The 24,660-nt window shown below is 67.1% G+C and carries 22 protein-coding genes; 8 read left to right on the forward strand and 14 right to left on the reverse strand.

Annotated elements, in window-relative coordinates; all coding sequences use genetic code 11:
- Positions 1-11: 11 nt before the first annotated feature.
- Positions 12-581 carry a hypothetical protein gene (locus tag H1S04_RS02900; RefSeq protein WP_181744042.1) on the reverse strand — a complete coding sequence of 190 codons (570 nt, stop codon included), beginning with the start codon at positions 579-581 and terminating at the stop codon, positions 12-14.
- 71 nt (positions 582-652) lie between these two features.
- On the opposite strand from H1S04_RS02900, the gene hemB reads away from it, so the two are divergent.
- Both hemB and H1S04_RS02910 read left to right on the forward strand, forming a co-directional pair.
- Entirely contained in the window at positions 653-1,651 is a 999-nt protein-coding gene (gene hemB / locus H1S04_RS02905) for a porphobilinogen synthase (protein ID WP_181744043.1), read from the forward strand.
- 47 nt (positions 1,652-1,698) lie between these two features.
- Entirely contained in the window at positions 1,699-2,295 is a 597-nt protein-coding gene (locus H1S04_RS02910) for a YSC84-related protein (RefSeq protein WP_181744044.1), read from the forward strand.
- Between the two features lie 98 nt (positions 2,296-2,393).
- Here the strand turns inward: H1S04_RS02910 and H1S04_RS02915 are convergent, their stop codons facing one another.
- Entirely contained in the window at positions 2,394-3,044 is a 651-nt protein-coding gene (locus H1S04_RS02915) for a lytic transglycosylase domain-containing protein (RefSeq protein WP_181744045.1), read from the reverse strand.
- A gap of 184 nt (positions 3,045-3,228) precedes the next feature.
- Between H1S04_RS02915 and ssb the strand changes: the two genes are divergently transcribed.
- Positions 3,229-3,729: a single-stranded DNA-binding protein gene (ssb, locus tag H1S04_RS02920; RefSeq protein WP_181744046.1), complete on the forward strand. Its 501-nt coding sequence runs from the start codon at positions 3,229-3,231 to the stop codon at positions 3,727-3,729.
- A 35-nt stretch (positions 3,730-3,764) separates the two neighbouring features.
- Here ssb and aroB read toward each other — a convergent pair whose 3' ends face one another.
- Together aroB and H1S04_RS02930 are read right to left on the reverse strand one after the other, a co-directional pair.
- The gene (gene aroB, locus H1S04_RS02925; RefSeq protein ID WP_181744047.1) at positions 3,765-4,865 is read right to left on the reverse strand and encodes a 3-dehydroquinate synthase; all 1,101 of its coding nucleotides are present in this window, start codon (positions 4,863-4,865) and stop codon (positions 3,765-3,767) included.
- Positions 4,862-5,398 (reverse strand): shikimate kinase, encoded by a 537-nt coding sequence (locus tag H1S04_RS02930; RefSeq protein ID WP_181744048.1) that lies wholly within the window; start codon positions 5,396-5,398, stop codon positions 4,862-4,864. The genes aroB and H1S04_RS02930 overlap by 4 nt, the downstream gene beginning before the upstream one ends.
- A gap of 113 nt (positions 5,399-5,511) precedes the next feature.
- On the opposite strand from H1S04_RS02930, the gene H1S04_RS02935 reads away from it, so the two are divergent.
- From H1S04_RS02935 to H1S04_RS02950, 4 genes are all read left to right on the forward strand, one after another.
- On the forward strand, positions 5,512-5,775 hold the full coding sequence (locus H1S04_RS02935) for a hypothetical protein (RefSeq protein ID WP_181745475.1): 264 nt from the start codon (positions 5,512-5,514) through the stop codon (positions 5,773-5,775).
- The gene (locus H1S04_RS02940) at positions 5,762-7,363 is read left to right on the forward strand and encodes a hypothetical protein (RefSeq protein WP_181744049.1); all 1,602 of its coding nucleotides are present in this window, start codon (positions 5,762-5,764) and stop codon (positions 7,361-7,363) included. Before H1S04_RS02935 ends, H1S04_RS02940 begins: the two co-directional genes overlap by 14 nt.
- The gene (locus H1S04_RS02945; RefSeq protein WP_181744050.1) at positions 7,360-8,295 is read left to right on the forward strand and encodes a tyrosine recombinase; all 936 of its coding nucleotides are present in this window, start codon (positions 7,360-7,362) and stop codon (positions 8,293-8,295) included. The genes H1S04_RS02940 and H1S04_RS02945 overlap by 4 nt, the downstream gene beginning before the upstream one ends.
- 86 nt (positions 8,296-8,381) lie before the next feature.
- On the forward strand, positions 8,382-9,680 hold the full coding sequence (locus H1S04_RS02950) for an HlyC/CorC family transporter (RefSeq protein ID WP_181745379.1): 1,299 nt from the start codon (positions 8,382-8,384) through the stop codon (positions 9,678-9,680).
- Here H1S04_RS02950 and H1S04_RS02955 read toward each other — a convergent pair.
- Entirely contained in the window at positions 9,672-11,336 is a 1,665-nt protein-coding gene (locus H1S04_RS02955; RefSeq protein WP_181744051.1) for a hypothetical protein, read from the reverse strand. The two genes, H1S04_RS02950 and H1S04_RS02955, sit on opposite strands and share 9 nt — an antisense overlap.
- Before the next feature lie 24 nt (positions 11,337-11,360).
- Positions 11,361-13,172, reverse strand: coding sequence for an ABC-F family ATP-binding cassette domain-containing protein (locus H1S04_RS02960; protein ID WP_181744052.1), 1,812 nt, complete (start codon positions 13,170-13,172; stop codon positions 11,361-11,363).
- A gap of 283 nt (positions 13,173-13,455) precedes the next feature.
- Here H1S04_RS02960 and H1S04_RS02965 point away from each other — a divergent pair, with 283 nt between their 5' ends.
- Positions 13,456-14,391 carry a nucleoside hydrolase gene (locus H1S04_RS02965; protein ID WP_181744053.1) on the forward strand — a complete coding sequence of 312 codons (936 nt, stop codon included), beginning with the start codon at positions 13,456-13,458 and terminating at the stop codon, positions 14,389-14,391.
- A gap of 1 nt (position 14,392) precedes the next feature.
- On the opposite strand, the gene H1S04_RS02970 is transcribed toward H1S04_RS02965, so the two are convergent.
- The 8 genes from H1S04_RS02970 to H1S04_RS03005 form a co-directional block, all read right to left on the reverse strand.
- A complete protein-coding gene (locus tag H1S04_RS02970; protein ID WP_181744054.1) occupies positions 14,393-15,301 on the reverse strand; it encodes an OmpH family outer membrane protein in 909 nt (302 codons plus the stop codon).
- Complete coding sequence (gene bamA, locus H1S04_RS02975) at positions 15,301-17,703, reverse strand: outer membrane protein assembly factor BamA (protein ID WP_181744055.1); 2,403 nt, start codon at positions 17,701-17,703, stop codon at positions 15,301-15,303. Before bamA ends, H1S04_RS02970 begins: the two co-directional genes overlap by 1 nt.
- A 102-nt stretch (positions 17,704-17,805) precedes the next feature.
- A complete protein-coding gene (gene rseP, locus H1S04_RS02980) occupies positions 17,806-19,125 on the reverse strand; it encodes an RIP metalloprotease RseP (RefSeq protein WP_181744056.1) in 1,320 nt (439 codons plus the stop codon).
- A gap of 3 nt (positions 19,126-19,128) precedes the next feature.
- Positions 19,129-20,307 (reverse strand): 1-deoxy-D-xylulose-5-phosphate reductoisomerase, encoded by a 1,179-nt coding sequence (dxr, locus tag H1S04_RS02985; RefSeq protein WP_181744057.1) that lies wholly within the window; start codon positions 20,305-20,307, stop codon positions 19,129-19,131.
- 4 nt (positions 20,308-20,311) lie between these two features.
- Positions 20,312-21,175: a phosphatidate cytidylyltransferase gene (locus tag H1S04_RS02990; RefSeq protein ID WP_181744058.1), complete on the reverse strand. Its 864-nt coding sequence runs from the start codon at positions 21,173-21,175 to the stop codon at positions 20,312-20,314.
- Positions 21,172-21,897: a polyprenyl diphosphate synthase gene (uppS, locus tag H1S04_RS02995; protein ID WP_181744059.1), complete on the reverse strand. Its 726-nt coding sequence runs from the start codon at positions 21,895-21,897 to the stop codon at positions 21,172-21,174. Before uppS ends, H1S04_RS02990 begins: the two co-directional genes overlap by 4 nt.
- Before the next feature lies 1 nt (position 21,898).
- The gene (frr, locus tag H1S04_RS03000) at positions 21,899-22,462 is read right to left on the reverse strand and encodes a ribosome recycling factor (RefSeq protein ID WP_181744060.1); all 564 of its coding nucleotides are present in this window, start codon (positions 22,460-22,462) and stop codon (positions 21,899-21,901) included.
- Between the two features lie 119 nt (positions 22,463-22,581).
- Entirely contained in the window at positions 22,582-24,510 is a 1,929-nt protein-coding gene (locus tag H1S04_RS03005; RefSeq protein ID WP_181744061.1) for a potassium transporter Kup, read from the reverse strand.
- Between the last annotated feature and the right edge of the window lie 150 nt (positions 24,511-24,660).

Genomic DNA, 24,660 nt, shown 5'->3' on the forward strand with positions numbered 1-24,660 from the left:
GTCAGCGGTGGTTACAGCCCGTTCGGATGCAGCAGCAGCCAGAGCGAAGCCCAGAGTGTCGTCGCCACCACCGCCAGAACCGAGATGATGGCATAAACGAGCCGGTAGCGGTTGATGCGGCGCAGCGCCTCGGTCGCGGCCTCGGGGGCGGGCTGCCCCAGATGTGCGGCCTCCAGCACCCAGTGAAGCTGGCCCGCAAGCCGGAAACGCAACGCCAGCAGCACCGCTTGCGGCAGCAGGATCAGCGTCAGCGCCTGCGCCATTTCCAGCCCATAGCGAAAGCCCAGCACCGCCAGCGCGCTGACACCGAAGCAGATCAGCCCGGACAGCACCGCAGCCGAACGCGCCCCGATCTGCCAGCGCGGCACGGTCAATGACATCCAGTCGAGCAGCGCGAAGACCTCGGCCGAATCCGCCCCCGGCTTCTTGCGCAAGGCAGCGGCGGCGTGGGCCAGCACGTCGACCGGAATCCCCACCATGCGCCGGCCGGAATATGTCCAGACGGCCAGCAGAGCCAGCCAGAACCAGGGCGACGAAAAGGATCTCGCATCGAGGATCGAAAGGATATCAGTCGGAAACACGCGGTCTTGCCTGTTGTCGTGGCGCGAGGCCGACCTTAGAACAGGGGCCAAACAAGGAAAAGCTGAAAGCCATGTCTGCCAATCCCATCCTCGCCCCCTTCCCCCAGACGCGCCTGCGCCGCCTGCGCCGCACCCCGGCCCTGCGCGCCATGGTGAATGAGACCCAGCTCAGCGCCGCCAATCTGATCTGGCCGGTCTTCGTGACCGAGGTTCCGGGCGCCGATATAGAGATTCCCTCGATGCCCGGTGTGCAGCGCTATACGGTGGACAGCGTGAAGGCCGCCGCGGAACGCGCGGCAAAGCTGGGCATTCCCGCCATATGCGTCTTTCCCCATTCCGATCAGGCCTCGCGCACCGAGACCTGCGAGCGCGCCTGGGACCCCGACAACATCGGCAACCAGGCCATTCGCGCCATCAAGCAGGCTGTGCCGGAACTGGTGGTGATGACCGACATCGCGCTGGATCCCTATAACGCCAATGGCCATGACGGGATCGTGCGCAATGGCGAGATCGTGAATGACGAAACGGTCGCGGCGCTCGTCCATATGGGGCTTGTCCAGGCCGAGGCCGGGGCCGACATCCTCGGGCCGTCCGACATGATGGACGGCCGTATCGGCGCGCTGCGGACGGCGCTGGAAAAACGCGGCCACAAGAACGTGGCGATCATGTCCTATGCGGCGAAATTCGCCTCGGATTTCTATGGGCCGTTCCGCGACGCGGTGGGCGCATCGGGGCGGCTGGTCGGCGACAAGAAGACCTATCAGATCAACCCCGCAAACCGCGAGGAAGCGCTGCGCTGCGTCGCCCGCGACCTGTCCGAGGGCGCCGATATGGTCATGGTCAAGCCCGGCATGCCCTATCTGGACGTCTGCCGCGAGGTCCGCGACCAGTTCCACGTTCCGACCTTCGCCTATCAGGTCAGCGGCGAATACGCGATGATCGAAGGGGCCATCCGTCAGGGCTGGCTGAAGCGCGAGGTGGTGCTGGAAAGCCTGCTGGCTTTCCGCCGCGCCGGTTGCGACGGCGTGCTGACCTATTTCGCGCCCGAGGTCGCGGAAACACTGGCCTGAGCGTCAGGTTTTGGTTAACATGACCCCAAAATAATGGGGTTTTGAGCATGTCTGCATACAACTTCTTGACGCGTCGCGGTTTCATCGCCGGGATCGGCGCCGGTGCCGGGGTTCTGGCGCTGGCGGGGTGCAACAACGGGCTGGCCACCAATGCGACCCAGACGCTGGAAGGCCGGGTCGACAGCACCCTGAACGAGCTGTTCGCGAAATATCCCAACGCCAGACCGCTGGTCGACAATGCCCGCGGGGTGCTGGTCATGCCGGTGATGACCCAAGCCGGTTTCGGGGTCGGCGGATCCTATGGCGAGGGGGCGCTGCGTGTCGGCGGCAGGACGGTGGATTATTATTCCGCTGCGCAGGCCTCGATCGGGCTTCAGGCCGGGGCGCGGCAGTTCGCTCATGTGCTGGTTTTCCAGACCGACCGCGCGCTTGCCGATTTCCGCGCCGCCCCCGGCTGGGTCGCCGGTGCGGGCGCTTTCTATGCCCTGCCCGAGGATGGGATGACCTTCGGCGCCGATACCGTGACCAACAACCACCCCGTGGTGGCGATGATCTTCGGGCAGACCGGCATCATGGCCGGCGCCGCGATCGAGGGGACGAAATACACCCGCATCATCCCGTCGGCCCTGGCCGCGCGCTTCTGACGCATCGCCGCCGGGCATGAAAAGCCCGGCATGAAAAAAGGGGCCGCGCGGCCCCTTTTCTTTTGCGATCCCGCCGCCCTTTTGCGATCCCGCCGCGATCAGCCGCCGGCGATGATGCGGACATAGTTGCGCGTCTCGCGATAGGGGGGGATGCCGCCATATTTCTGCACCGCGCCGGGACCCGCGTTATAGGCAGCCAGCGCCAGCCGCCAATCGCCGAACTGGTTGTACATCATCCGCAGATAGCGCGCGCCGCCTTCCAGATTCTGCACCGGATCGCCGGGATTGACGCCCAGCTTGGCGGCCGTGCCCGGCATCAGCTGCGCCAGACCAAGGGCGCCCTTGTGCGAGCGGGCATTCGGGTTCCAGCCCGATTCCTGATTGACCAGGCGCAGGAACAGCGCCTCGGGGATGCCGTATTTGCGCGCCATCGCCTGTGCATGGGGCATATAGGCCGAGCGCCGCCCCGAATAACCCTTGGTCGAAATGGTCGGCGACAGTTCGATGGTGGTGACGTTGACGACCTGCCGTCCGGTGGGGCGCAGGCGTTTCGACTGCTGATATTGCTTGGCCAGGCGCGAATCCATCAGCTGCTTCTGACGGTCGAATTGCTGGGCGCGCGATTTGGCGGTTGCCTGCCGCAGGTTCAGACCTTCGGCCGAAGCCGGCAGCGCGAGGCTTCCCAGAAGGGCGGCCACCACCCCTACTCTGGCAAAAATGCCAAGACCTTTCAGCGCATTACCGACCATGTCCCTCACTCGTGCCTTGTTATCTTTTGTGTGAACTATACCTGAAATCCTCCGCATCGCCAGCCGCTTTCAGTTTCGGTTCCCTCGCGCGTCAACATCGGCGAGTTTCTGCCTATGCCAAATGGCTTGAAGCGGGGGTCGCAGGCGCGCTAGACCGTCGCAACTCAATCGTGAAAGGTGCGACATGGCGGGCTCTGTGAACAAGGTGATCCTGATCGGCAATCTGGGCCAGGACCCGGAAATCCGGTCCTTCCAGAATGGCGGCAAGGTGGCGAATCTGCGCATAGCAACTTCGGAACAGTGGAAGGACCGCAATTCGGGCGAGCGGCGCGAGCGCACGGAATGGCACCGCGTTGCGATCATGTCGGAAGGTCTGGTGAATGTGGTCGAGCGTTACCTGAAGAAGGGCATGAAGGTCTATATCGAGGGTCAGCTGGAGACCCGCAAATGGCAGGACCAGTCGGGGCAGGACCGCTATACCACGGAAATCGTGCTGCGCGGCTTCAACTCGACCCTGCAGATGCTGGACGGGCGCGGCGAAGGCGGCGGCGGTCAGGGGGGCGGCTCCTCACGCGGGGGCTATGATGCCGGCTACGGTGACGATTACGGCGCGCCCTCGCAGGGCGGCGGCGGTCAGGGGGGCGGGTCAAGCCGGTCCGACTTCGACGACGAAATCCCGTTCTGAGCAGAAGGCCCGCGCGATGCGGGCCTTTTTCTTTTCTACCGTGATGCCGCCAGCACCGCCGCCAGATCGGGCCGCGCCACGTCATCGCTGACGAAGGCCTGACCGATCCCCCGCGCCAGCACGAAGCGCAGCCGGCCATCGACGACCTTCTTGTCCTGCCCCATCAGCGCGATCAGCGCATCATCATCCGGCAACACGCCCGGCACGTCCGACAGCCGCGCGGGCATTCGCATCGCCGACAGATGGGCGCCGACGCGCGAGGGGTCTTCCTGACTGCACAGCCCCATCCGCGCCGACAACTCGAATGCCAGCGCGCAGCCGATGGCCACGCCTTCCCCATGCAGCAGCCGGTCGGAATAGCCGGTGGCCGATTCCAGCGCATGCCCGAAGGTATGACCCAGGTTCAGCAGCGCCCGCTCGCCCTGTTCGGTCTCGTCGCGTTCGACGATACCGGCCTTCATGGCGACCGAATGGGCGACGGCATGCAGTCGCGCGTCCATATCGTCGCGCAGGCGGGGGGCGTTGACCTCCAGCCAGGCGAAGAAGTCGGCATCGCCCAGCAGCCCGTATTTCATCACCTCGCCGTAGCCGGCCAGAAAATCGCGCGGTGTCAGCGTGTCCAGCACGGCGATATCGGCCAGCACCAGCGTCGGCTGGTGGAACGCGCCGATCAGGTTCTTGCCATGGGACGAGTTGATGCCGGTCTTGCCGCCGACGCTGCTGTCCACCTGTGCCAGAAGCGAGGTCGGCATCTGCACGAAACGCACCCCCCGCCGCAGGATCGCCGCCGCGAAGCCGACCAGATCGCCGATCACCCCGCCGCCAAGGGCCACCACGATATCGCGCCGCTCGATCTTCTGTTCCAGCAGCCATTCGACGGTGCGGGTCAGATGCGGCCAGGATTTCGTGCCCTCACCGGCAGGCAGCACCAGCACTTCGGAGGAGATTCCTTCGCCCCCAAGCGCCGCCTGCAGCGCCTGCAGGTGCAGGGCGGCGACGTTTTCGTCAGTGACGATGGCTACGCGGGGACGGCCCAGAAAGGGCGCGATCTCGGCACCCGCGCGCCCGATCAGGCCGGGACCGATGCGCACATCATAGGCGCGATCGCCCAAGGGAACGTGGACGGTGCGGGTCATTTTTCCTCCAGAAAGGCGGGGCGGCCGGCGCGGATCGCGGCGATCACGCGGCGGGCCATGGTCTCGATATCGGATTCGGCGTCGGTGGATACATGCAGATCGGCGCGGGCATAGACGGGCCGGCGCGCCTCCAGCAAGGCGGCCAGCGTCTCGCGCGGGGCGGCGGTCATCAGCAGCGGCCGGGTCGGGCGCTGGCGCACCCGCGCCCACAGTGTCTCCAGCGTCGCATCCAGCCAGACCGAGATGCCCGCCGCGCGGATCAGCGCCCGGTTCTGCGGCTGGACCCAGGCCCCGCCCCCGGTCGAGATAACGCCGCGCGGCCCTTCCAGCAGACGGGCCAGCACCACCGATTCGCGGTCGCGGAAAAACGCCTCGCCGTCGCGGGCGAAGATTTCGGGAATCGACATGGCGGCGGCGCGTTCGATCTCGGCATCGGTATCGCTGAAGGCGACCCCCAGCTGGCGGGCGATTTCCTGCCCCACGGCGGTTTTTCCTACCCCCATCATGCCGACAAGCGCAATCTGGCCCTGCATTTGCGATCCTTCTCAATTCCTTCCGTCAATGGCGTGATCTTTCCCGAAAGGCCAGTTATAAAGCGGCAAAACCGGCCGAAAGACCGGACGAGGCAGCGGTGAAAGGGCAGATGATGCGGTTGCTGAAGATTCTGGTGGTGGTGGTCATCCTGGCGTTCGTGGCTTTGGCCGGATACGCCTATCTGGGCGATATGGGACCGCGTCAGCAGGAAATGCGCAAGCCGGTCCGGCTGGAGACCGGCACCGCAGCCCCGGCCGATCCCATCGTGATCCCCCACGCCGGAGGCGCGTCTGCGACCGCTGCCGAAACAGCCGCCGACACCGCGCCCGCGGACGACACAGCGCCCGAGCAGGCCGACCCGAATGCGCTGGATTGATTGCAGATCACGGCTGGCGGGGCTGGGTCTTGGCCTGGCGCTGATCGCCTCGGGCGCGGCGGCGCAGGGGCCGCTTTCCGCCAATGACTGGCTGAAGGGCAAATCCGATGCGCCCGCCAGTTCCAGCGCCTGGCGTCCCGGTGACCCGGTGCCCCCGGATGCCGCACGACTGCGGCCCACGCGGCCGCCGGTGCGCGCACAGCGGGGCGAGATCGCCTCGACCGCCTCGGCGGTGCCGATCGGCGTCAGCCGGTTGGGTGCGGCCAATTCCGACGGGGCGGGCGTGATCTCGGCCCGGCAGGCGGGACTTCCCGAGAATTTCTGGGACGGCACCGATCTCGACACCGCCGTCCGGCTGCTGCGCGCCAGCCCCACATTGCCGGCCCTGGACCAGATCGCCCGCCGGGTGATCGAGGCGCAGTTGCCGCCCCCCTTGATCCCGTCCGAGGATCAGGTGGGTGCATTCTTCCTGGCCCGCGTGGACCAGCTGATCGCCGATGGCGCGCTGCCCTCGGCGCGGGTGCTGCTGCAGGGCGCGGGGCCGAACAACGCCGCCACCTTCCAGCGCCTGTTCGATCTGTCGCTGCTGCTGGGGGGCGAGCGCGAAGTCTGCAACCGCATGAACACCGCCCCTGGCATCGCCACCGGTCCGGCGGCGCGGATCTTCTGTCTGGCGCAGTCGGGCGACTGGTCGGGGGCGGCGACCGTCTTCACCGGCGCCGGCAAGCTCGGCCTGATCGAGCCGCATCAGGCCGAGCTGCTGTCGCATTATCTGGACGATTCCACCACCGATGGCAGTACGCCGGTGCTGCCGCATGATCCGATGACGCCCCTGTCCTTCCGCCTGCACGAGGCGATTGGCCAGCCGCTGCCCACGAGCGAGCTGCCCTTGCAATATGCCTGGGCCGATCTGGACGAACGTTCCGGCTGGAAGGCCCAGCTGGAAGCCGCCGAGCGGCTGGCCCGCGCCGGGGTCCTGCCGGGCGCCAGTCTGGGTCAGTTTTACTCGGCGCAAAGCCCGGCGGCTTCAGGCGGGGTCTGGGAACGCGCGGCGGCGGTGCAGGCGCTGGATGCGGCGCTCGCGACCGGCGATCCGGCCCGGATCGCGCCTGCGCTGATCCTGGCCTTCCAGCGGATGGAGGGCGCCGGGCTGCGCGACGCCTTCGCGACCATGTTCGCCGACCGGCTCGCCCCCGACACGCTGCCCGGTGACGCCGGGCGACTGGCGCTCTGGCTGCGGCTGTGGGCCGGCCAGACCGAGGTGGCCAAAGCCCCGCCCGAGGCGCTGGATCAGGCGCTGCTGGCGCTTGCCAGCGGCGGCCAGCCCGCGCCGCTGTCACCCGCGCTCGGCGCGCTTGCCCCGATCTTCGCCGCCGATCTGCCGCCCGAGCCCGATCCCGCCGACGGGATCGCGCTGGCGCCGGCGCTTTATGGCGCGCTTGCCGATGCCGATGCGGGCATTCAGGGCGATGTCACCCGCGCCGCGCGCGGCGTCCAGACGCTGCGCCAGCTGGGGCTGATCGCCGATGCCCGCCGCATCGCCACCCAGATCGCACTGGATCCCTTGATGAAAGGTGCCATCCAGTGACCACCCTCACGCGCATCGCCGCCTTCCTCGACGCGCAAGCGGCCGAGGCGGGCGCGGCGCGCAACACGCTGCTGGCCTATGGCCGCGACCTCCGGGATTTCGCCCTCTGGCTGGACGCGCAGGGCCTGACGCTGGACAGCGTTTCGCGCGATGACATCACCGCCTATCTGGCCCATTGCGACGCGCAGGGGCTGGCGCGGGCGACGCGGGCGCGGCGGCTGTCCTCGATCCGGCAGCTGACGCGTTTCGCGCTGGAAGAAGGCTGGCGCGCTGACGATCCCGCCATTCGCCTGACCGGTCCCGGCAAGACCCAGCGCCTGCCGAAGGTGCTGTCCCAGGCCGAGATCGCCCGGCTGCTCGACGCCGTTCCCCAGACCGGCCGGACCGAGACGGACCGCATCCGCAACCGCTGCCTTATCGAGCTGCTGTACGCCACCGGGATGCGCGTGAGCGAACTGGTCTCGTTGCCGGTCGCGGCCACGCGGGGCGATCCGCAACTGCTGCTGATCCGCGGCAAGGGCGGCCGCGAGCGCATGGTGCCCCTGTCCGGCCCGGCGCGCGACGCGCTGCAGGCGTGGCTGGCGATCCGCGACCACGCCCCCAAGGACAGCCCGCTGGGGCGCTTGATCGCGGGCAAGGGCGGCCGGTTCCTGTTCCCGTCGGGTGCCGCGGCGGGGCATATGCCGCGCAAGGGCATGAATGACCTGATCCGCGATCTGTCGCTCGCCGCCGGCATCGATCCGGCCCGTGTCACCCCCCATGTCATCCGCCACGCCTTCGCGACCCATCTGCTGGAAGGCGGCGCCGATCTGCGCGCCATCCAGAGCCTGCTGGGTCATGCGGATCTGTCGACCACCGAAATCTATACCCATGTGCTGGATCAGCGGATGCGCGATCTGGTGTTGAACCATCACCCCCTCGCCCGCGTTTGAGCGCCATGCCCATATCCTTTCTGACCGCCGCCCTCGCCCAGACCGCCGATCCGCACACCTCCGCCGGGGGCACGGGGTATGGCGCCATGGTTCTCACCTTCGCGCTGGCGATCCTGGTGCTGCTGGTCGGGTCGGCCTTCTTCTCGGCCTCGGAAACCGCGCTGACGGCATCCAGCCGGGCCAAGCTGCGCAGCCGCGCCGATCGCGGCGAGAAGGGCGCCGAAACCGCGCTGGAGGTGACGCGCGACAGCGACCGGCTGATCGGCGCGATCCTGCTGGGCAACAACGTGATGAACATCCTTTCGGCCTCGCTGGCAACGGCGCTGTTCACGGCGCTCTGGGGGTCCAAGGGCGTGGCGGTCGCCACCATGGTGATGACCGTGCTGGTGCTGATCTTCGCCGAGGTGATGCCGAAATCCTATGCCATCGCCAACCCGGAATCGCTGGCCTCGCGCGTGGCCCGGCCGATGAAGCTGGTGATGCGGATCCTGTCGCCGATCGTGCTGGTGGTGCGCGCAATCGTGCGGGCGCTGCTGCGCCTGTTCGGGCTGGAAAGCGATCCCAGCAAGAACATGTTTTCCGTCCACGAGGAAATCGCCGGCGCCCTGACCATCGGTCACGAGACCGGCACGGTGGAAAAGGAAGATCGCGACCGCCTGCTGGGGGCGCTGGAACTCGGCAACCGGACGGTGGACGAGATCATGAAGCACCGCTCGGAAATCCAGATGATCGACGCTGACCTGCCGCCGGCCACGATCCTCGATCAGGTGCTCAGCAGTCCGCATACCCGCCTGCCCGTCTACAAGGGCGAGCGCGAGAATGTCGTCGGCGTCATCCATGCCAAGGACGTTCTGCGCGCGATCCACAAATCCGCCTATGACAACAAGGGTGACCCGGCCGATGCGGTGCGCGATTTCGACGTGATGTCGGTGGCGATGAAGCCCTATTTCGTGCCCGACACCACCGCGCTAGACGAACAGATGCGCGAATTCCTGAAGCGCCGGGTGCATTTCGCCCTTGTCGTCGACGAATATGGCGCGCTGCGCGGGCTGATCACGCTGGAAGACATCATCGAGGAAATCGTGGGCGAGATCGCCGACGAACACGATACCGAGGCCAAGCCCGACCTGAAGCCCGGCCCGAACGGCGATTATCTGGTCGACGGCTCGATGACCATCCGCGATCTGAACCGCGCGCTGGATTGGCACCTGCCCGATGACGAGGCCAACACTGTCGCCGGGCTGGTCATCCACATGGCCCAGTCGATCCCCGCGCAGGGCCAGGTGTTTTCCTTCCACGGCTATCGTTTCGAGGTGGTCACCCGGAAGGACAACCGCATCACCAAGCTGCGTATCCGGCCGCTGGCCGCGCCCGCCTCAGATTGAGGCGATCCGCGCCGCCAGCGCCGGGCTTCGCCGCAGCGCATCGCTGAACAGCTGCTCGCGGCGCTGATAGAGGTCGAGATACCAGTCCCGACGTGCGGCCACCTGCCAGGCCATCATCCGCGCGCCCGCCACCTCGGCCCAGGCGGTGGCCGCGACGCGGTTGCGCCGGTCAGGGTCGCGGCCCAGTTCGGTCAGCAGGCGCGGCCAATCCGCATCCGCGCGCGCCAGAAATCCGTTCTCACCGTCGCGGATGGTCTGGGCATAGACCGGGGGCGAGGCGATAGCCACGGCGCTGCGGCTGGCGGCCTCGACCCATTTCACGTCGGATTTTCCCAGCTCCTCGGGCAGGCCTTCCAGCGGCATCAGCGCGATATCCGCCTGCCCCATCAGGGCCAGATAATCGCGATAGGGCAGCAGCTGGTGGAAGCGTTTGCGGTCGGTCGGCAGGGCGTCGAAGAAGGTCCGGTCGAACACCACATCGAATTCCAGATCCGGCAGCGCGTTGATCGCCGGGCCGAACAAAGCGGCGGTTTCCGCCGTCCGGGTCCGGTGCAGCGCCGCGAACAGGACGCGCAGCGGGCCGGCCGCATGGCTGCGCAGCGGCGGCAGATCCTCGGCCGTATTGGCAAAGATCGCGACCTCGGCATTCACGCGTCCGAACTGCGCCGCCAGCGCCGGGGTCGAGGTCTGGATCGCATGGGCCAGCGACATGTTGTGGTCGTAGATCGAGGGCACGTCGGCGCGCGGGATGACCCGCGCCACCAGCGAGGGATCGTCGTCGTATTCGACCACCACCACGATGCCCTGCCGCTGGCAGCGGGCAACATAATCCAGCATGCGCTCGGGGTCTGACACCCGTGGCCGCTGCACGACGACGACACCGCCCCGCGCGCCCATTTCGGGCATGGTCAGGACCTTGCGGCTGGTGGTGACATGCAGCAACAGTTCGGCGGTCAGCGCTTCGGCGGGGATGCGGGTACGCACGTCCATCCCGAGCGCCAGTTCCATCAGGTGCAGGTTCAGCGGACTGCCGGGATCGGGCGGCTGCATGGCCGAGATCACGAAGTGACTGGCGGTGACGCGCTGGCGCAGCCTCTCCGCATCGAGACCGGTCGCCTGCCCCAGCTGTTCCAGCGCGCCGAGCCAGGTTGCGGCCTCGGACGTTCCGCTCTCGGGCCGGCGTGCGCGGATCCGGCGCAGGACAAAGCCCGCATCGGCGATCAGCGCCTGAAATTCGTCCTGAGCAAGTCCCGCTTCACCGCCCCCCTGCCCCCCGATCACGCCCGCGACACGGGGCCAATAGGCCTGGTTGGCGCAGCTTGCGACCAGCGAACCGCCGGGGCGCATCAACTTGCGCAGGCGGCGCAACAGACCGCGCGGATCGCGCAGCCGGCCCAGCGTCCCGTCCAGCACCACCAGATCATAGCCCTGCCCGGCCGCCAGCCGCGCCCGGTCCAGCCGGCCCGGATCGCCGGTCACGAAGCGGTCGAAGCCGGGGATCTCGACCGGTCCCACCCCGGTCAGCCGGGCAGCGGGATTGCGGCGGCGGTAGGCTTCGGCCAGATCGCCGCTGCCGGCGATCAGCACCTCGCGGGCCGAAAGCGGCATCAGCGCCAAGAGTTCAGGAATAAAGCCGCGCGCCGTGTCGCCGGGCATGAGCACCTCGCCTTGTCCGGCCGGTCAGCCGGCCTTCTCGGCAAGGATCAGCCATTCTTCCTCGGCCGCGTCAAGGGCGCCCTGCCGTTCAGCAAGCGCCTCGGTCGCCTTCTGCGCCTTGGCGGGGGCATCGGTATAGACGGCCGCGTCGGACAGGAAGGCCGACAGCCTGGCGATCTCGGCCTCCAGCCGGGCTATGACGGCGGGCAGCGCCTCCAGCCGGTGCTTTTCGGTGAAGCTGAGACCGGCTTTCGCGGCCCTGGGCTTTTCGGGCGCGGGTTTCTCGGGCGCGGGTGCGACAGGTTTCGCGGCCGCAGGAGCGGCGGTCTCGGCACGTTGGGCCTGATAATCGCTCCACCCGCCGGGATAGATCACCGCGCGGCCCTCGCCTTCCATCGCGACGGTCGAGGTCGCCACCCGATCGATGAAATCGCGGTCATGGCTGACCAGCAGCACGGTGCCGTCATATTCGCCCAGAATGTCCTGCAGCAGGTCCAGCGTTTCCACATCCAGATCGTTTGTCGGCTCGTCCAGCACCAGCAGGTTCGAATGCCGCGCCATGATCCGCGCCAGCAGAAGCCGCGCCTTTTCGCCACCCGAGAGGCTGCCGACCGGCGCACGCATCTGCGCCTCATCGAACAGGAAATCCTTGAGGTAGCCCACGACATGCCGGGGCTGGCCGCGCACCATGACCTGATCGGAGCGACCAGATACCGCCATCGAGGGGTCCTGCGTCATCGCATCCCACAGGCTGATCTCGGGGTTGATGGCGCTGCGGGCCTGATCGAAGATCGCGATTTCCAGATTGGTGCCATGGGTGACGCTGCCGGTATCGGGCGGGATCTCGCCCGTCAGCATCTTGATGAGTGTGGTCTTGCCGACGCCGTTCGGGCCGACGAAGGCCACCCGGTCGCCGCGCAGCACGCGCAGATCGAAGGGCTTCAGGATCACCCGGTCGCCGAAGGATTTGCTGATCCCCTTCGCCTCTATCACCCGCTTGCCCGATTGCAGGCCGGCGTCCAGTTCCATCGCCGCCGCACCCTGCCGGCGGATCTGGCCGGCGCGTTCGGCGCGCAGGGCCTGCAGCGCACGCACTCGGCCCATGTTGCGCTTGCGCCGGGCGCTGATGCCCTCGACGGCCCAACGCGCCTCGGCCTTGATCTTGCGATCTAGCTTGTGTCGCGCTTCGTCCTCGGCCGCCCAGGTGGTTTCGCGCCAATCCTCGAAAGCCTCGAAGCCGCGTTCCTGACGGCGCACCTCGCCCCGGTCGATCCACAGGGTGGCGCGGGTCAGGTTGCGCAGGAAGGCGCGGTCGTGGGAAATCAGCACGAAGGCGGCGCGGGTCTGCGACAGCTGCTCCTCCAGCCAGGCGATCGCCTCGATGTCCAGATGGTTGGTCGGCTCGTCCAGCAGCATCAGGTCGGGCGCCTCGGCCAGAAGACGCGCCAGCGCCGCGCGGCGGCGTTCCCCGCCCGAGGCGGTGGCCACGGGGCGCGCGGCGTCGAATTTCAGCCCTTCGGCGGCCATCTCGACCCGATAGGTCTCGCCCGGTGGCAGGCCGGCGGCGGCAAAGTCGCCCAGGGTGGCATAGCCCGAGAGGTCGGGGTCCTGCTCCATGTAACCGACGCTGATCCCGGCCGGGCTGACCACCTCGCCCCGGTCGGGTTCGACCAGCCCGGCCATCACCTTCATCAGCGTGGACTTGCCCGAACCGTTGCGCCCGACAAGCGCCACCCGGTCACCGGGCTGGATGGTCAGGCCAAGGCCGTCGAAAACGGGATCGCCGCCAAAGGTCAGCGAGATATCGGTCAGTTGCAAGATCGGTGCGCGCGCCATACGCGGTCCGTATCGCCAGACCCCGGCGGCGTCAATCGCGCCCGACCGGCGCGGTTCCATCACATTGCGTCGCACAGTGTTTACCGCCGGGCCGATTGACCCCGACCTGTGTCCGCGCCACAACAGTCCCAGCATTTCGCGACCAACCTAGCCGCTTTAGGGCGGTCCTCATGTTCGCGCGGTGTCGCCTGCCTAGTCCCCTCTTGCAGGCTCTCGGTTGCCCGGCCGTCTTGCGCGGCCGGGCATTTTGCGCTGATCTGCGGCGAACCTTTTCGGAGCAGCCATGACGCGCAAGATCATCATCGACACCGACCCCGGACAGGACGACGCCGTCGCCATCCTTCTGGCGCTCGCTTCGCCCGAGCTTGAGGTATTGGGCATCACCACCGTCGCCGGCAACGTGCCGTTGGCACTGACCACCCGCAATGCCCAGTTGACCGTCGGGCTGTCTGGGCGCGAGGTGCCCATCGTCGCGGGTCGCGACCGGCCGCTGAATCGCCCGCTGGTGACGGCGGAATATGTGCACGGCCAGACCGGGCTGGACGGGATCGACCTGGGCGTGCCGCAGGTGCCGCTCAACCCCGGTGACGGCGTGGATTTCATCATCGACACCCTGCGCCGCGAACCCGAGGGCACCGTCACGCTGGTCCCGATCGGACCGCTGACCAATATCGCCGCGGCTTTCGAACGCGCCCCCGACATCGTCGCCCGTGTCCAGCAGGTGGTTCTGATGGGCGGGGGGTATTTTGAAGGGGGCAACGTCACGCCGGCGGCCGAATTCAACATCTATGTCGACCCCGAAGCCGCCGCTCTGGTCCTGGCCTCGGGCGTCGATCTGGTAATGATGCCGCTGGATGTCACGCACAAGGCGCTGACCTCGGCCGACTGGCTGGCGGGATTGCGCGCGCTTGGCACCCGCGCCGGGGAGGCCGTGGCCAGCTGGACCGATTTCTTCGAACGCTACGACCGCGAGAAATACGGATCGGCGGGCGCGCCCCTCCATGATCCCTGCACCATCGCCTATCTGATCCGGCCAGAACTGTTTTCCGGTCGCCGCATCAATGTCGAGATCGAGACCGAGGGGCGTTATACCACCGGCATGACCGTGGCGGACTGGTGGGGGGTCAGCGGACGCGCCCCCAATGCCCTGTTCATCCGCGACATCGACCGCGATGGGTTCTTCGACCTGCTGACCGAACGGATCGCGACGCTGGACTAGCCTATTGCGCCGGCGTTTCCGGGGCCGGCGTTTCCGGGGCCGGCGCTGCGGGGGCAAGCGGCTGCGGCGCCGGCACTTTGGGGCTGGGCGCGTCCGGTGCGGATGCGCCGGGGGTTCCGCCATCCGCCGTCGGCGCATCCGGGGCCGGTGCGGCGGCCGGCGTCTTCCCGTCTGCGTCCGCATCCCTTGCGGGCGGCTTGGCCTGCGCGGCGGCATCCTCGGGGGCCGAGCCGCCGGGACCCGGAAGCCCCGATCCCGCACCTACGGTCGCGTCCATGCGTTCAACCAGTTGGGTGGTGATGTCGATGGAGGTGGCGGCCAGCAAGGTCTGTCCCCGGTCGAGCACCACCGCCGCCTGATGCTCCTGCATCAGCGCGGTCACCGCCGGCAGCGAGGCATTCAGGAAGGCGTTGCGGTCGGCCTCGGCCCGGCTGCCCAGGTCACGCGCGACCTGTGCCCGTTCGCGCCGGATGGTCTGGGCGCGGGCGTCGAATTCCTCGGCCTTGCGGCGGAAGGCGTCGGGGGCCAGGGTCACGCGCTCGGCGGTCAGCGCTTGCTCCTCCGAGGTCAGCTGCGCTTCCAGCCGGCGGTTATCGGCCTCGATCTCGCGCGCGGCCGCTTCGATCTCGGCCTTGGCACGACGCCCCCAGGCCGAACTCTCATAGGCCTGATCCACGTCCAGCACCAGCACGGCCATCGGGCGTTCCACCGGGGGTCCATCGGCTGTGACCGGCCGCGCGCCGCTGGCAGCCGCCGGCGCGCGCTCGGTCACGGCCGTAGGCAGGCTGAGATGGCTGTCGTCGGCGGTGATCGGCGCGGCCGGTGGCGTGGATTGCGCCAGCGCGAAACCGGAAAGACCGGTCCAGATCAGCATCGACGTCAGACCCGTCAGCCGCAGCACCCGGCCCATCAGAACTTGGTCGAGAGTGTCAGGTCGAAGGCCTGCGTCTCGTCATAGTCCTCTTTCTTGACGGCTTTCGACAGGTTCATCCGCAGCGGCCCGATCGGCGTGGTCCAGAAGATCGACACCCCGATCGCGGCGCGGATATGCATGCTGTCGTCGATCTCGTAAGTGGAGCCATCATAGGCGCGCGCGGTGGTGTTGTTCAGGCCCCAGATCGAGCCGACATCGGCAAAAACACCGCCCTGAATGCCGTATTCCGCCGGCAGCCCCAGCGGGAACTGCGCCTCGGCACGGGCAACCCAGTAATAATTGCCGCCAAGCGCATCCTCGTTCGGGGCGCGAAGGTCGCGCGGGCCGATGCCGTTGACCTCGAAGCCGCGAATCTTCTGGCCGTTGAAACGGTCGATGACCCGGCTGACCTGATCGTCCAGCATGTGCACCGCCCCGGCCTCGAACTCGGCGCGCAGCGCGATATTCGGCCGCCAGGCCCGCGATTCGATCCCCGCCGTCAGCACCGAGGTCACCGATTTCACGTCGCCGCCCACACCGGCGAAATCCTGGTTAAAGCGCAGCTTGGTTGCGGTGCGCGGGTTCAGACCCACCCGGCGGCTGTCATAGCTGTAGGCATAACCCACCGCCGAGGTCCACAGCCCGAGGCCCACCGAACGATCCGGGTTATTCGGGTCCACGCCACCCGCTTCATCCACCAGAATCGAGGACGAGCCGTCCAGATCGGGCGTGTTGTCGTCATCGTCATCATCGTTGTCGTCATCGAGCTGGATCGGATCGACATCGAACAAGGTGTCTTTCGACAGTTTGTAATGCACCTCTAGCCGCGCCGCTTGCGACACCGGAAATTCCAGCCCGGTCGATAGCCCGACCGAGCGGGTGTTGTATTTCGAGTTGTCGCGCTGGGTCTCGCGATACCAGCTCGAGAAGCTGAAGCGCAGGTCGCGGGTCAGGAAGAAAGGTTCCGCAAAGGTGATTGCGCCCGCGCGCGACCCTTTGGTGGTCGAGATATTGACCGCCAGTTCCTGACCGCGGCCGAGGAAGTTCTTTTCCGACAGCCCGGCGCTGAGACCGAAGCCCGAATTGGCGCCGTAGCTGGCGCCGAATTCCAGCGTCCCGGTCGGCTGTTCCTCGACGTTCACGTCAACGATGACCTGCTGCGGGCTGGAGCCTTCGCGGGTTTCCACCTGCGCATCGGCGAAATAGCCAAGCGCGCGGATGCGCTCGGCCGAGTTGCGGATCTCGCGCGGATTGAAGGGGTCGCCTTCGACGGTGCCGAACTGGCGGCGGATCACCTCGTCCAGCGTGGTGGTGTTGCCTTCGATGTCGATGCGTTCGACGAAGACCCGTTGTCCGCGCGTCAGCGCAAAGGTCAGATCAAGGGTCTGGTTGCGCATGTTGCGGGTGATGCGCGGCTCGATATTGACGAAATCCAGGCCCTGCTGCAGGGCGACGGTCTCCATCCGGCGGATGGTCACATCAATGGTTTCGGGCGTGTAATAGCTGCCGGACTTGACGGCCAGCTGTTTCTGAAACGGGGCGGCGTCGACGCCGGGGATTTCCGATACGGTATCGATGCGGCCGAAGCGATAGCGCGGACCTTCCTCGATCGCATAGGTAACGAAAAATCCATCCCGTTCGCGCGCCAGTTCCGGGGCCACGCCCTGCACCTTGAAATCGGCAAAGCCCTGCGACCGGTAGAATTCGGTCAGCAGCCGCTCATCCAGCGCCAGCCGCTGGGGATCGTAGGTGTCCGAGCGGATGAAGGTTCGCAGCAGCCCCGCCTGCTTGGTTTCCAGCACGTTGCGCAGCCGCCGGTCCGAGAAGGTGCGATTGCCGGTGAAGCCGATACGCTCGACCTCGGTTACGGCGCCTTCGCGGATCTCGAAGACCAGATCGACGCGGTTTCCATCACGCGGGATGATCTTGGGCGTGATCCGCGCGGAAATCCGTCCTTGCGAGGAATAGGCCTGCGCCATGTTCGAGGCGTCGCGTTCCGCCTGCGCAGGCGAATACACCCGACGCGGGGCGGATTCGGCGATCTCGTCCAGCTGTTCGTCCTTGATGCGGCGGTTGCCCTCGAAGCTGACCTGATTGATCGTCGGCCACTCCCGCACCCGGATCACCAGCGTATTGCCCTGCGGGACCACCTCGACCGTCTCGAACAGGCCGGAATTCTGCAGGCGTTGCAGCGCGTCGTTGACTTCGCCCGCCGACACGTTGGTGCCGCGCATGATATTGGCGTAGGACAGGATGGTCTCGGGCTCGATGCGCTGATTGCCTTCGATCCGGACCTGGGTGAACACATAGGCCCATGCGGGCGCGGGAACGGTCGCCGGGACAGCGCCGGCCAGACCTGCGATCAGCGCCACCGCGCATGTGCTGCGTTTCAGTTTCATACTGCCTGCCCCTTCGATACCGGCTTGGCGCCTGAACGCGCCCTATTTTGCCGGCAAAGTTACCCGCGAAGGGGGGACAGTGTCAAAACCCCATTTATCTTTTCAGCAACGCAGATCGTTGCTGAGGCCGAAAATCATCAGCCCCACCACCAGCGCCAGCCCGATCCCGCTGAGAAGGTCGCGCGCCCGCGCCGATGGCGGACGGCCGGTTGCGGCCTCCCAAGCGTAAAAGGCCAGATGGCCGCCGTCCAGCACCGGGATCGGCAGCAGGTTCAGGAATCCGATGGCAACAGACAGGATGGCGATCCACCAGATGAAATTCGCCGCCCCCGCATTCGCCGCCTGCCCGGTGCTTTCCGCGATGGAGATCGCCCCGCCCAGATTGCAGGCCCCGATCTGGCCGGTGACCATCGCCCACAGCCCGGTCAGGCTGGATTGGATGATGGTCCAGACCTGCACCATCCCCTGCCACAGCGCCGAGAACGGCCCCACGGCTTCGGTCGCAGGGGCGAAATAGTTGTCGGCGGTGATCCCGATCAGCCAGCGCTTTTCGAAACCGCCCTCGGCACGGGGCAGGTCCTGTTCCTTGGGCGACAGTGTGACCTGCCGGGTCGCGCCGTCGCGCCAGATCTGCAGGGTCAGGGGCTGACCTTCGGCCGCCTCGACATGGCTGCGCAACTCATCGAAGCGGGCGATGGGCTGGTCGTTGACGCGCAGCACCACATCGCCCGGTCGCAGCCCCGCGGCGGCCGCGGCACCCCCCGGCGCCACGCCGCCAATGCGGGCGGGCATCGGATCGGGGCCACGCACGACCATCTGCGCCCCGTCGCGACGCACGGTCCAGTCATGGCCCGGCGCGGGGGGCACCGCCTCGGCGGCGCGGAACAGGTCGGCCCAGCTGGCGACAGGATGTTCACCGATGGCGAGGATCGCGTCGCCCGGTTGCAGGGCCATCTCGACCCCCGGCGGCACCGGCGCAAGCTCGCCCACGGTCGGGGTCTCGACCGGGACGCCGCGCAACAGCAGGAAGCCGGCAAAGATCAGCGTCGACAGCACGAAATTGAAGACCGGCCCGGCCGCCACGGTCGCGGCCCGCGCCCAGAGCGGCGCGCCCTCCAGCGTCTGGCGGCGCGAAGACGGATCAACCTCTCGTCCACTGCCGGCGCTGGCGGCATTGGCGTCGCCATGAAACAGCACATAGCCGCCCAAGGGCACCGCCGCCACCTGCCAATAGGTGCCCCGCCTGTCGCGACGGCCGAACAGCTTCGGCCCGAACCCCAGCGAGAATACCTCGGCCCTGATGCCCGACCAGCGGCCGACGATGTAATGGCCGTATTCGTGCACCGTCACGATGATCGACAGGGCGATGATGAAAGCGATCAGCGTCCAGGCGCCCCCGCCGATACCTGCGAGGAAATCCATCTGTCACCCTCCGTTCCGGGCCGCCCATCCGGCGGCGAATTGTCGGGCCTGCTGGTCCCAGTCGAGCACCGTCGCCAGATCCTGTGGCGCGGCGGTAAAGGCATCGCGCCCCGCCAGCGCCGCCAGCGTCGCCTCGACGGCGGCGGCCATGTCGGGAAAGCGCAGCCGGCCGGCGATGAAATCATCCAGCGCCTGTTCCTTGGCCGCATTCAGCACCGCGCCCGCCGCGCCGCCCGCCAGCATCACCTCGCGCGCGAGGCGCAGCGCCGGCCAGCGGATTTCATCAGGCGCGCGGAAGGTCAGGCTGCCGAGCGCGGCAAGGTCCAGCTTGGCCACCGGCAGCGCCGCCCGTTCCGGCCAGTGCAGCGCATAACCGATGGCGTGGCGCATGTCGGGCGCGCCCAGATGCGCGATGGAGCCGCCATCGCGGTGGCTGACAAAGGCGTGCACGATGGATTCCGGATGAACCAGCACCTTGATGCGATCCGGGGCAACGCCGAAAAATTCCCGCGTCTCAATGACTTCCAGCGCCTTGTTGAACATTGAGGCGCTGTCGATGGTGATCCGCTGCCCCATCGCCCAATTGGGATGGGTGGAGGCCTGCGCCACCGTCGCCGTCGCCAGCTTCTCCAGCGGCCAATCCCTGAAGGCCCCGCCCGAGGCGGTGATGGTCACATCCTCGACATGATCGAGGTTATCCGCACCAAGAGCCTGAAAAATTGCGGAATGTTCAGAATCGACCGGCAGAATGCGGGCCCCTGTCCGGGCGGCGGTCCCCATGACCAGACGACCGGCAGTAACCAGCGATTCCTTGTTCGCCAGCGCCAGAGTGCCACCGCGTTCCAGCACCCGCAGCCCCGGCGGCAGCCCGGCGGCCCCGACGATGGCCGACAGCGTCCAGTCGGCGGGCCGGTCGGCGGCCTCGACAATCGCTGCAGGCCCGGCGGCAGCGGCGGTGCCCGATCCGGCAAGAGCGGCCTGCAGATCCTCCAGCAGGCCGGGATAGGCGGTGACGGCGATCTCGGCGCGCAGGGCGCGGGCCATCTGCGCCAGGCGGCCGATATTCGCCCCGCCGGTCAGGGCCACAACGCGCCACCGATCCGCACCGCCGGCGCGCATCAGCAGATCAAAGGCGCTTTCCCCGACAGACCCTGTCGCCCCCAGAACAGTTATGCTGCGCATCGGATCAGCCCACCGACAGCGGCAAGGGAGCGCCCGGCGCAAGCAGCAGCGCCCCCAGGCCGATCAGCAGGAAGGCGCCCGCCATGGCGTCGAAGCGGTCCAGAACGCCCCCATGCCCCGGAATCAGGTTCGAGCTGTCCTTGACCCCGACCCGGCGCTTAAGCCAGCTTTCGGCGATATCACCCGCCTGTCCGGCGAAGGCGATCAGCGGCCCCACAGCCAGCATCCACCAGGCGTCGGAACCCGTGACCAGCACGACGATCAGCGCCCAGATCACCGCGCCAATCCAGCCGGCGACGGTGCCGCTCCAGGTCTTCTTGGGGCTGATCGAGGGCCAGAATTTCGGGCCGCCAAAGCGGCGCCCGGCGAAATAGCCCAGCACATCGGTTACCACGACCGTGCCTGCAACCCAGAAGGTCAGGGCCAGACCGTTGCTGCGCGTCACCAGTATTCCGAAGGCAGCGCCGTAAATGCCCAGCATGAACAGCACGAAAAGCCAGCGGTTGCGCGGCGCGGCCCCCATCCATCCGATGACCATTGGCACCATCAAGCCCGCCCAGGCGAAAACGGGGGCCGGCCCCGCGCGATCCATCAGAACGGGTGTCAGAAGAACGCCGGCCGAAGCCAGCCCCGCCACCAGCCCGGTCAAACCGGCATGGCGTTCGTTGCGCTCGGGCTCGTCCAGATGGCCGGTCAGCCGGGCCAGCTCCCAGGCCATCAGTCCGACCAGAACCGACAGCCCTGCCCTCAGCACCACACCGGACGAGGCCAGCAGTCCAAAGCCCAGAACGGCCAGAATGACCCCCGACACCACACGCGTGCGCAGATCCCCCCATCGACTGCCGGTTCTGTCGCCGCCTTTGGTCATGCGCCGCCGAAGCGCCGATCACGCAATCCGAAGCGGTCGAGGATCTCGGCCAGATGCTCGGGCGAGAAATCCGGCCAGAGCGTGGGCGTGAATTCATATTCGGCATAGGCCGACTGCCACGGCAGGAAGTTCGAGGTCCGGGTCTCGCCCGAGGTGCGGATCACCAGATCCGGATCGGGCAGCCCCGCCGTGTCCAGGCAGGCGGTAAAATCGGCCTCGGTCGGGTCGGTGATCTGGCCCGCGGCGATCTGTGCCGCCAGTTTGCGGGTGGCGCGCAGGATCTCGTCCCGGCCGCCGTAATTGATCGCCACGGTCAGGTTCAGCCGGGTATTGCCGGCGGTGCGCGCCTCGATCCCGGCCATCAGCGCCTGCAGCTTGGGGTCCAGCCGGTCGCGCGCGCCGATGAAGCGCATCCGCACCCCTTCCGCCGCCAGCCCGTCCGCCTCGCGCAGGATATAGCGGCGGAAGATCTTCATCAGCCCCAGCACTTCCTCGGTCGAGCGCTTCCAGTTCTCGGTCGAGAACGCATAGACAGTCAGCCAGCCGATGCCGAGGTCGGGTGCCGCGCGGACAATCTGCTTTACCCTTTCGGCCCCGCGCCGATGGCCCACCAGACGCGGCCAGCCGCGGTTCTTGGCCCAGCGGCCATTGCCGTCCATGATGATGGCGACGTGGCGCGGCGTGTCGGACCCCTGCTGACGCTCGGCGGCGGTGAGAGCCATGTCAGACCTGCATGATTTCGGCCTGCTTGGCCTCTAGCACCTCGTCGACGCGTGCGATCATGCGGTTGGTCAGGGACTGAACCTCATCTTCCCAGAGCTTCTGGTCGTCTTCGGACATCCCTGCGGCCTTGGCCTTCTTCACCTGATCCATGCCGTCGCGGCGGACGTTGCGGATGGCCACGCGGGCATGTTCCGCATATTGGGCGGCGACCTTGGTCAGCTCGCGGCGGCGTTCCTCGTTCAGTTCGGGGATCGGCAGCATGATGATGGTGCCGTTCAGCTGCGGGTTGATCCCCAGCCCCGATTCGCGGATCGCCTTTTCGGCCTTGCCGACAAGCGCCTTGTCCCAGATGTTGATCGTCACCATGCGCGGCTCGGGCACGTTCACGGTACCGATCTGGTTGATCGGCGTGGGCGAGCCGTAGGCATCCACCATGATCGGTTCGACCATGCTGGCCGAAGCGCGGCCCGTCCGCAGGCTGCCGAATTCGTGGCGCAACGATTCCATCGCACCGTTCATGCGGCGTTCCAGGTCGTCGGTGTCGATTTCGATATCGTCGGACATACCGTCCCTCTCATTCACTTGTTCTGGCCGTTCTAGCGCGATGCTTGGCCCATGGCAAAGCCCTATCCCGCCTGCGACCGCGATCACGTCCATGACAACGGCGTGACCTGACACATTCATCAAACATTCATCTGCTGGCCCAGTTCCACCACACGGTTGGACGGCAGGCGATAGAAGTTCGTAGGCTCGGCCGCCGAACGGTAGAGACCCGCGAAGACTCGCCCCTGCCAGCGGGGCATCAGGTTGCCCTTGCCCACCCGCAACGTGCGCCGGTTCAGGAAATACGAGGTCAGCATGATGTCGAACTTGTGGCCGAAGCGTTTGGCGGCGGCCAGGCCGCGCGGCACATTGGGCTGTTCCATATACCCGTAGCGCAGCCAGACCTTCCAGAAGCCCGGCGCCACTTCCTCGATGCGGATGCGCTCCTCCTCGGGGACGCGGGGGGTATTGGCGCTCTCGACCCGGACGATGAAATTACGCTCGTGCAGGACGCGGTTGTGCTTGAGGTTGTGGATCAGCGCCGGCGGCGCGACCGACGGATCGGCGGTCAGAAAGACCGCCGTGCCCTCGACCTGGGCGGGCGGCTTGGCGGCCAGTTTGCCGGCCAGCAGATCGGTGCTGACGCTCTCGGCGTGGATCTTGCTCTGCAAGCGCCGCATGCCGTCGGTCCAGATCACCATCAGCGCCACCGACACCGCAGCGAATGCGATGGGGATATAGCCGCCATCGGCGAATTTCATCAGGTTGGCCGAGAAGAAGATCAGTTCCATCACCAGAATGGGTGCCATGATGATGGCGACCATCGGCCAGCTCCAGTTCCAGGCCCAGCGGAAGACGATGATGGCCAGGATCGAGGTGATGACCATGTCCCCCGTCACCGCGATCCCGTAAGCATTGGCCAGCCGGGCCGAGGACCCGAAGACCAGCACCAGCGCCACCACCCCCACCAGCAGGATGAAGTTGACGCGCGGCAGATAGATCTGCCCGACCTGCGTGTCCGAGGTGTGCTGGATTTCCAGACGCGGCAGCAGACCCAGCCGGACCGCCTGCGCACAGACCGAAAACGCGCCCGAGATCACCGCCTGGCTGGCGATCACCGTGGCCATGGTGGCCAGCACCACCAGCGGCAGCCGGAACCAGTCCGGCGCCATCAGGAAGAACGGGTTTGTCACCGTTTCGGGATCGGCCAGCACCATCGCGCCCTGCCCCAGATAGGACAGCGCCAGCGCCGGAAAGACGATGACCGACCAGGCGATACGGATCGCCGGGCGGCCGAAATGGCCCATATCGGCGTAAAGCGCCTCGGCCCCGGTCACGGCCAGAAAGACCGATCCCAGGACGGGCATCGCCGCGAAGCCGTAATGCTGGATGAAATACAGCGCGCGCAGCGGATTCAGCGCCTGCAGGATGCGGGTATCGTCGGCCAGGTGGCTGATCCCGAGGATCGCCATGGTGCTGAACCAGACCAGCATGATCGGACCGAACAGGCGGGCGATGCGGTCGGTGCCGCCCCGCTGCACCCAGAACAGCGCGAAGACGATGGCCAGCGTGATCGGCACCACATAGCGCTGAAAGCCGGGATGGATCAGGGTCATCCCCTCGACCGCCGACAGGACCGACATGGCGGGGGTGATCATCGAATCGCCGATGAACAGCGAAACCCCGACAATCCCCACCAGAATCAGCAGGTTGCGGCGCCGCGAACGCATCCCGCCCTTCAGCGCGCCCTGCGCCTTGGCGACCAGCGACAGGGTGCCCCCTTCACCGTTATTGTCGGCCCGCAGGATCAGGATGACGTATTTCACCGTGACTATCAGCACCACCGTCCAGAACAGCAGCGAGACGATGCCGATCACGGAGGTTTCGGGCAGCCCCTCCTCATGCGCGTGCACCAGCGATTCGCGCAACGCATAGAGCGGCGAGGTCCCGATATCGCCATACACCACGCCCAGACAGGCGAGGACGAGGGCAGCATTTACGGGATGTTGGCCGTGATGTTCGGCGCCTGCGTCTTCTGCAAATGCGCTGTCTTCGTTCGGCTGAGCCATGAGGCACTCCGGTAGGAAACCGGGCCGGGATATGCGCCGAGTCTGTTCTGAAATCAAGTCGGCGTGAGCCGGGTCCCCCCTTAACCTGCGGGGGACTGCCGGTCATGACGCTTGACCAAAGCCCGCCAGATGCTAGCGTTCCGGCCGACA

The organism is Paracoccus sp. S1E-3 (assembly GCF_013868135.1).
Classification (GTDB): domain Bacteria; phylum Pseudomonadota; class Alphaproteobacteria; order Rhodobacterales; family Rhodobacteraceae; genus Paracoccus.

Excerpts from the sequence above, each read along its gene's own strand:
- H1S04_RS02960 (WP_181744052.1), bottom strand. The coding sequence starts at position 13,172 with ATGGCGCGCGCACCGATCTTGCAACTGACCGATATCTCGCTGACCTTT.
- H1S04_RS02950 (WP_181745379.1), top strand. The coding sequence starts at position 8,382 with ATGGTTCTCACCTTCGCGCTGGCGATCCTGGTGCTGCTGGTCGGGTCG.
- bamA (WP_181744055.1), bottom strand. The coding sequence starts at position 17,703 with ATGAAACTGAAACGCAGCACATGCGCGGTGGCGCTGATCGCAGGTCTG.
- H1S04_RS02910 (WP_181744044.1), top strand. The coding sequence starts at position 1,699 with ATGTCTGCATACAACTTCTTGACGCGTCGCGGTTTCATCGCCGGGATC.
- H1S04_RS02955 (WP_181744051.1), bottom strand. The coding sequence starts at position 11,336 with ATGCCCGGCGACACGGCGCGCGGCTTTATTCCTGAACTCTTGGCGCTG.
- frr (WP_181744060.1), bottom strand. The coding sequence starts at position 22,462 with ATGTCCGACGATATCGAAATCGACACCGACGACCTGGAACGCCGCATG.
- H1S04_RS02940 (WP_181744049.1), top strand. The coding sequence starts at position 5,762 with ATGCGCTGGATTGATTGCAGATCACGGCTGGCGGGGCTGGGTCTTGGC.
- H1S04_RS02930 (WP_181744048.1), bottom strand. The coding sequence starts at position 5,398 with ATGCAGGGCCAGATTGCGCTTGTCGGCATGATGGGGGTAGGAAAAACC.
- H1S04_RS03005 (WP_181744061.1), bottom strand. The coding sequence starts at position 24,510 with ATGGCTCAGCCGAACGAAGACAGCGCATTTGCAGAAGACGCAGGCGCC.
- H1S04_RS02990 (WP_181744058.1), bottom strand. The coding sequence starts at position 21,175 with ATGACCAAAGGCGGCGACAGAACCGGCAGTCGATGGGGGGATCTGCGC.
- ssb (WP_181744046.1), top strand. The coding sequence starts at position 3,229 with ATGGCGGGCTCTGTGAACAAGGTGATCCTGATCGGCAATCTGGGCCAG.
- H1S04_RS02970 (WP_181744054.1), bottom strand. The coding sequence starts at position 15,301 with ATGGGCCGGGTGCTGCGGCTGACGGGTCTGACGTCGATGCTGATCTGG.
- dxr (WP_181744057.1), bottom strand. The coding sequence starts at position 20,307 with ATGCGCAGCATAACTGTTCTGGGGGCGACAGGGTCTGTCGGGGAAAGC.
- aroB (WP_181744047.1), bottom strand. The coding sequence starts at position 4,865 with ATGACCCGCACCGTCCACGTTCCCTTGGGCGATCGCGCCTATGATGTG.
- uppS (WP_181744059.1), bottom strand. The coding sequence starts at position 21,897 with ATGGCTCTCACCGCCGCCGAGCGTCAGCAGGGGTCCGACACGCCGCGC.
- rseP (WP_181744056.1), bottom strand. The coding sequence starts at position 19,125 with ATGGATTTCCTCGCAGGTATCGGCGGGGGCGCCTGGACGCTGATCGCT.
- hemB (WP_181744043.1), top strand. The coding sequence starts at position 653 with ATGTCTGCCAATCCCATCCTCGCCCCCTTCCCCCAGACGCGCCTGCGC.
- H1S04_RS02915 (WP_181744045.1), bottom strand. The coding sequence starts at position 3,044 with ATGGTCGGTAATGCGCTGAAAGGTCTTGGCATTTTTGCCAGAGTAGGG.
- H1S04_RS02935 (WP_181745475.1), top strand. The coding sequence starts at position 5,512 with ATGCGGTTGCTGAAGATTCTGGTGGTGGTGGTCATCCTGGCGTTCGTG.
- H1S04_RS02965 (WP_181744053.1), top strand. The coding sequence starts at position 13,456 with ATGACGCGCAAGATCATCATCGACACCGACCCCGGACAGGACGACGCC.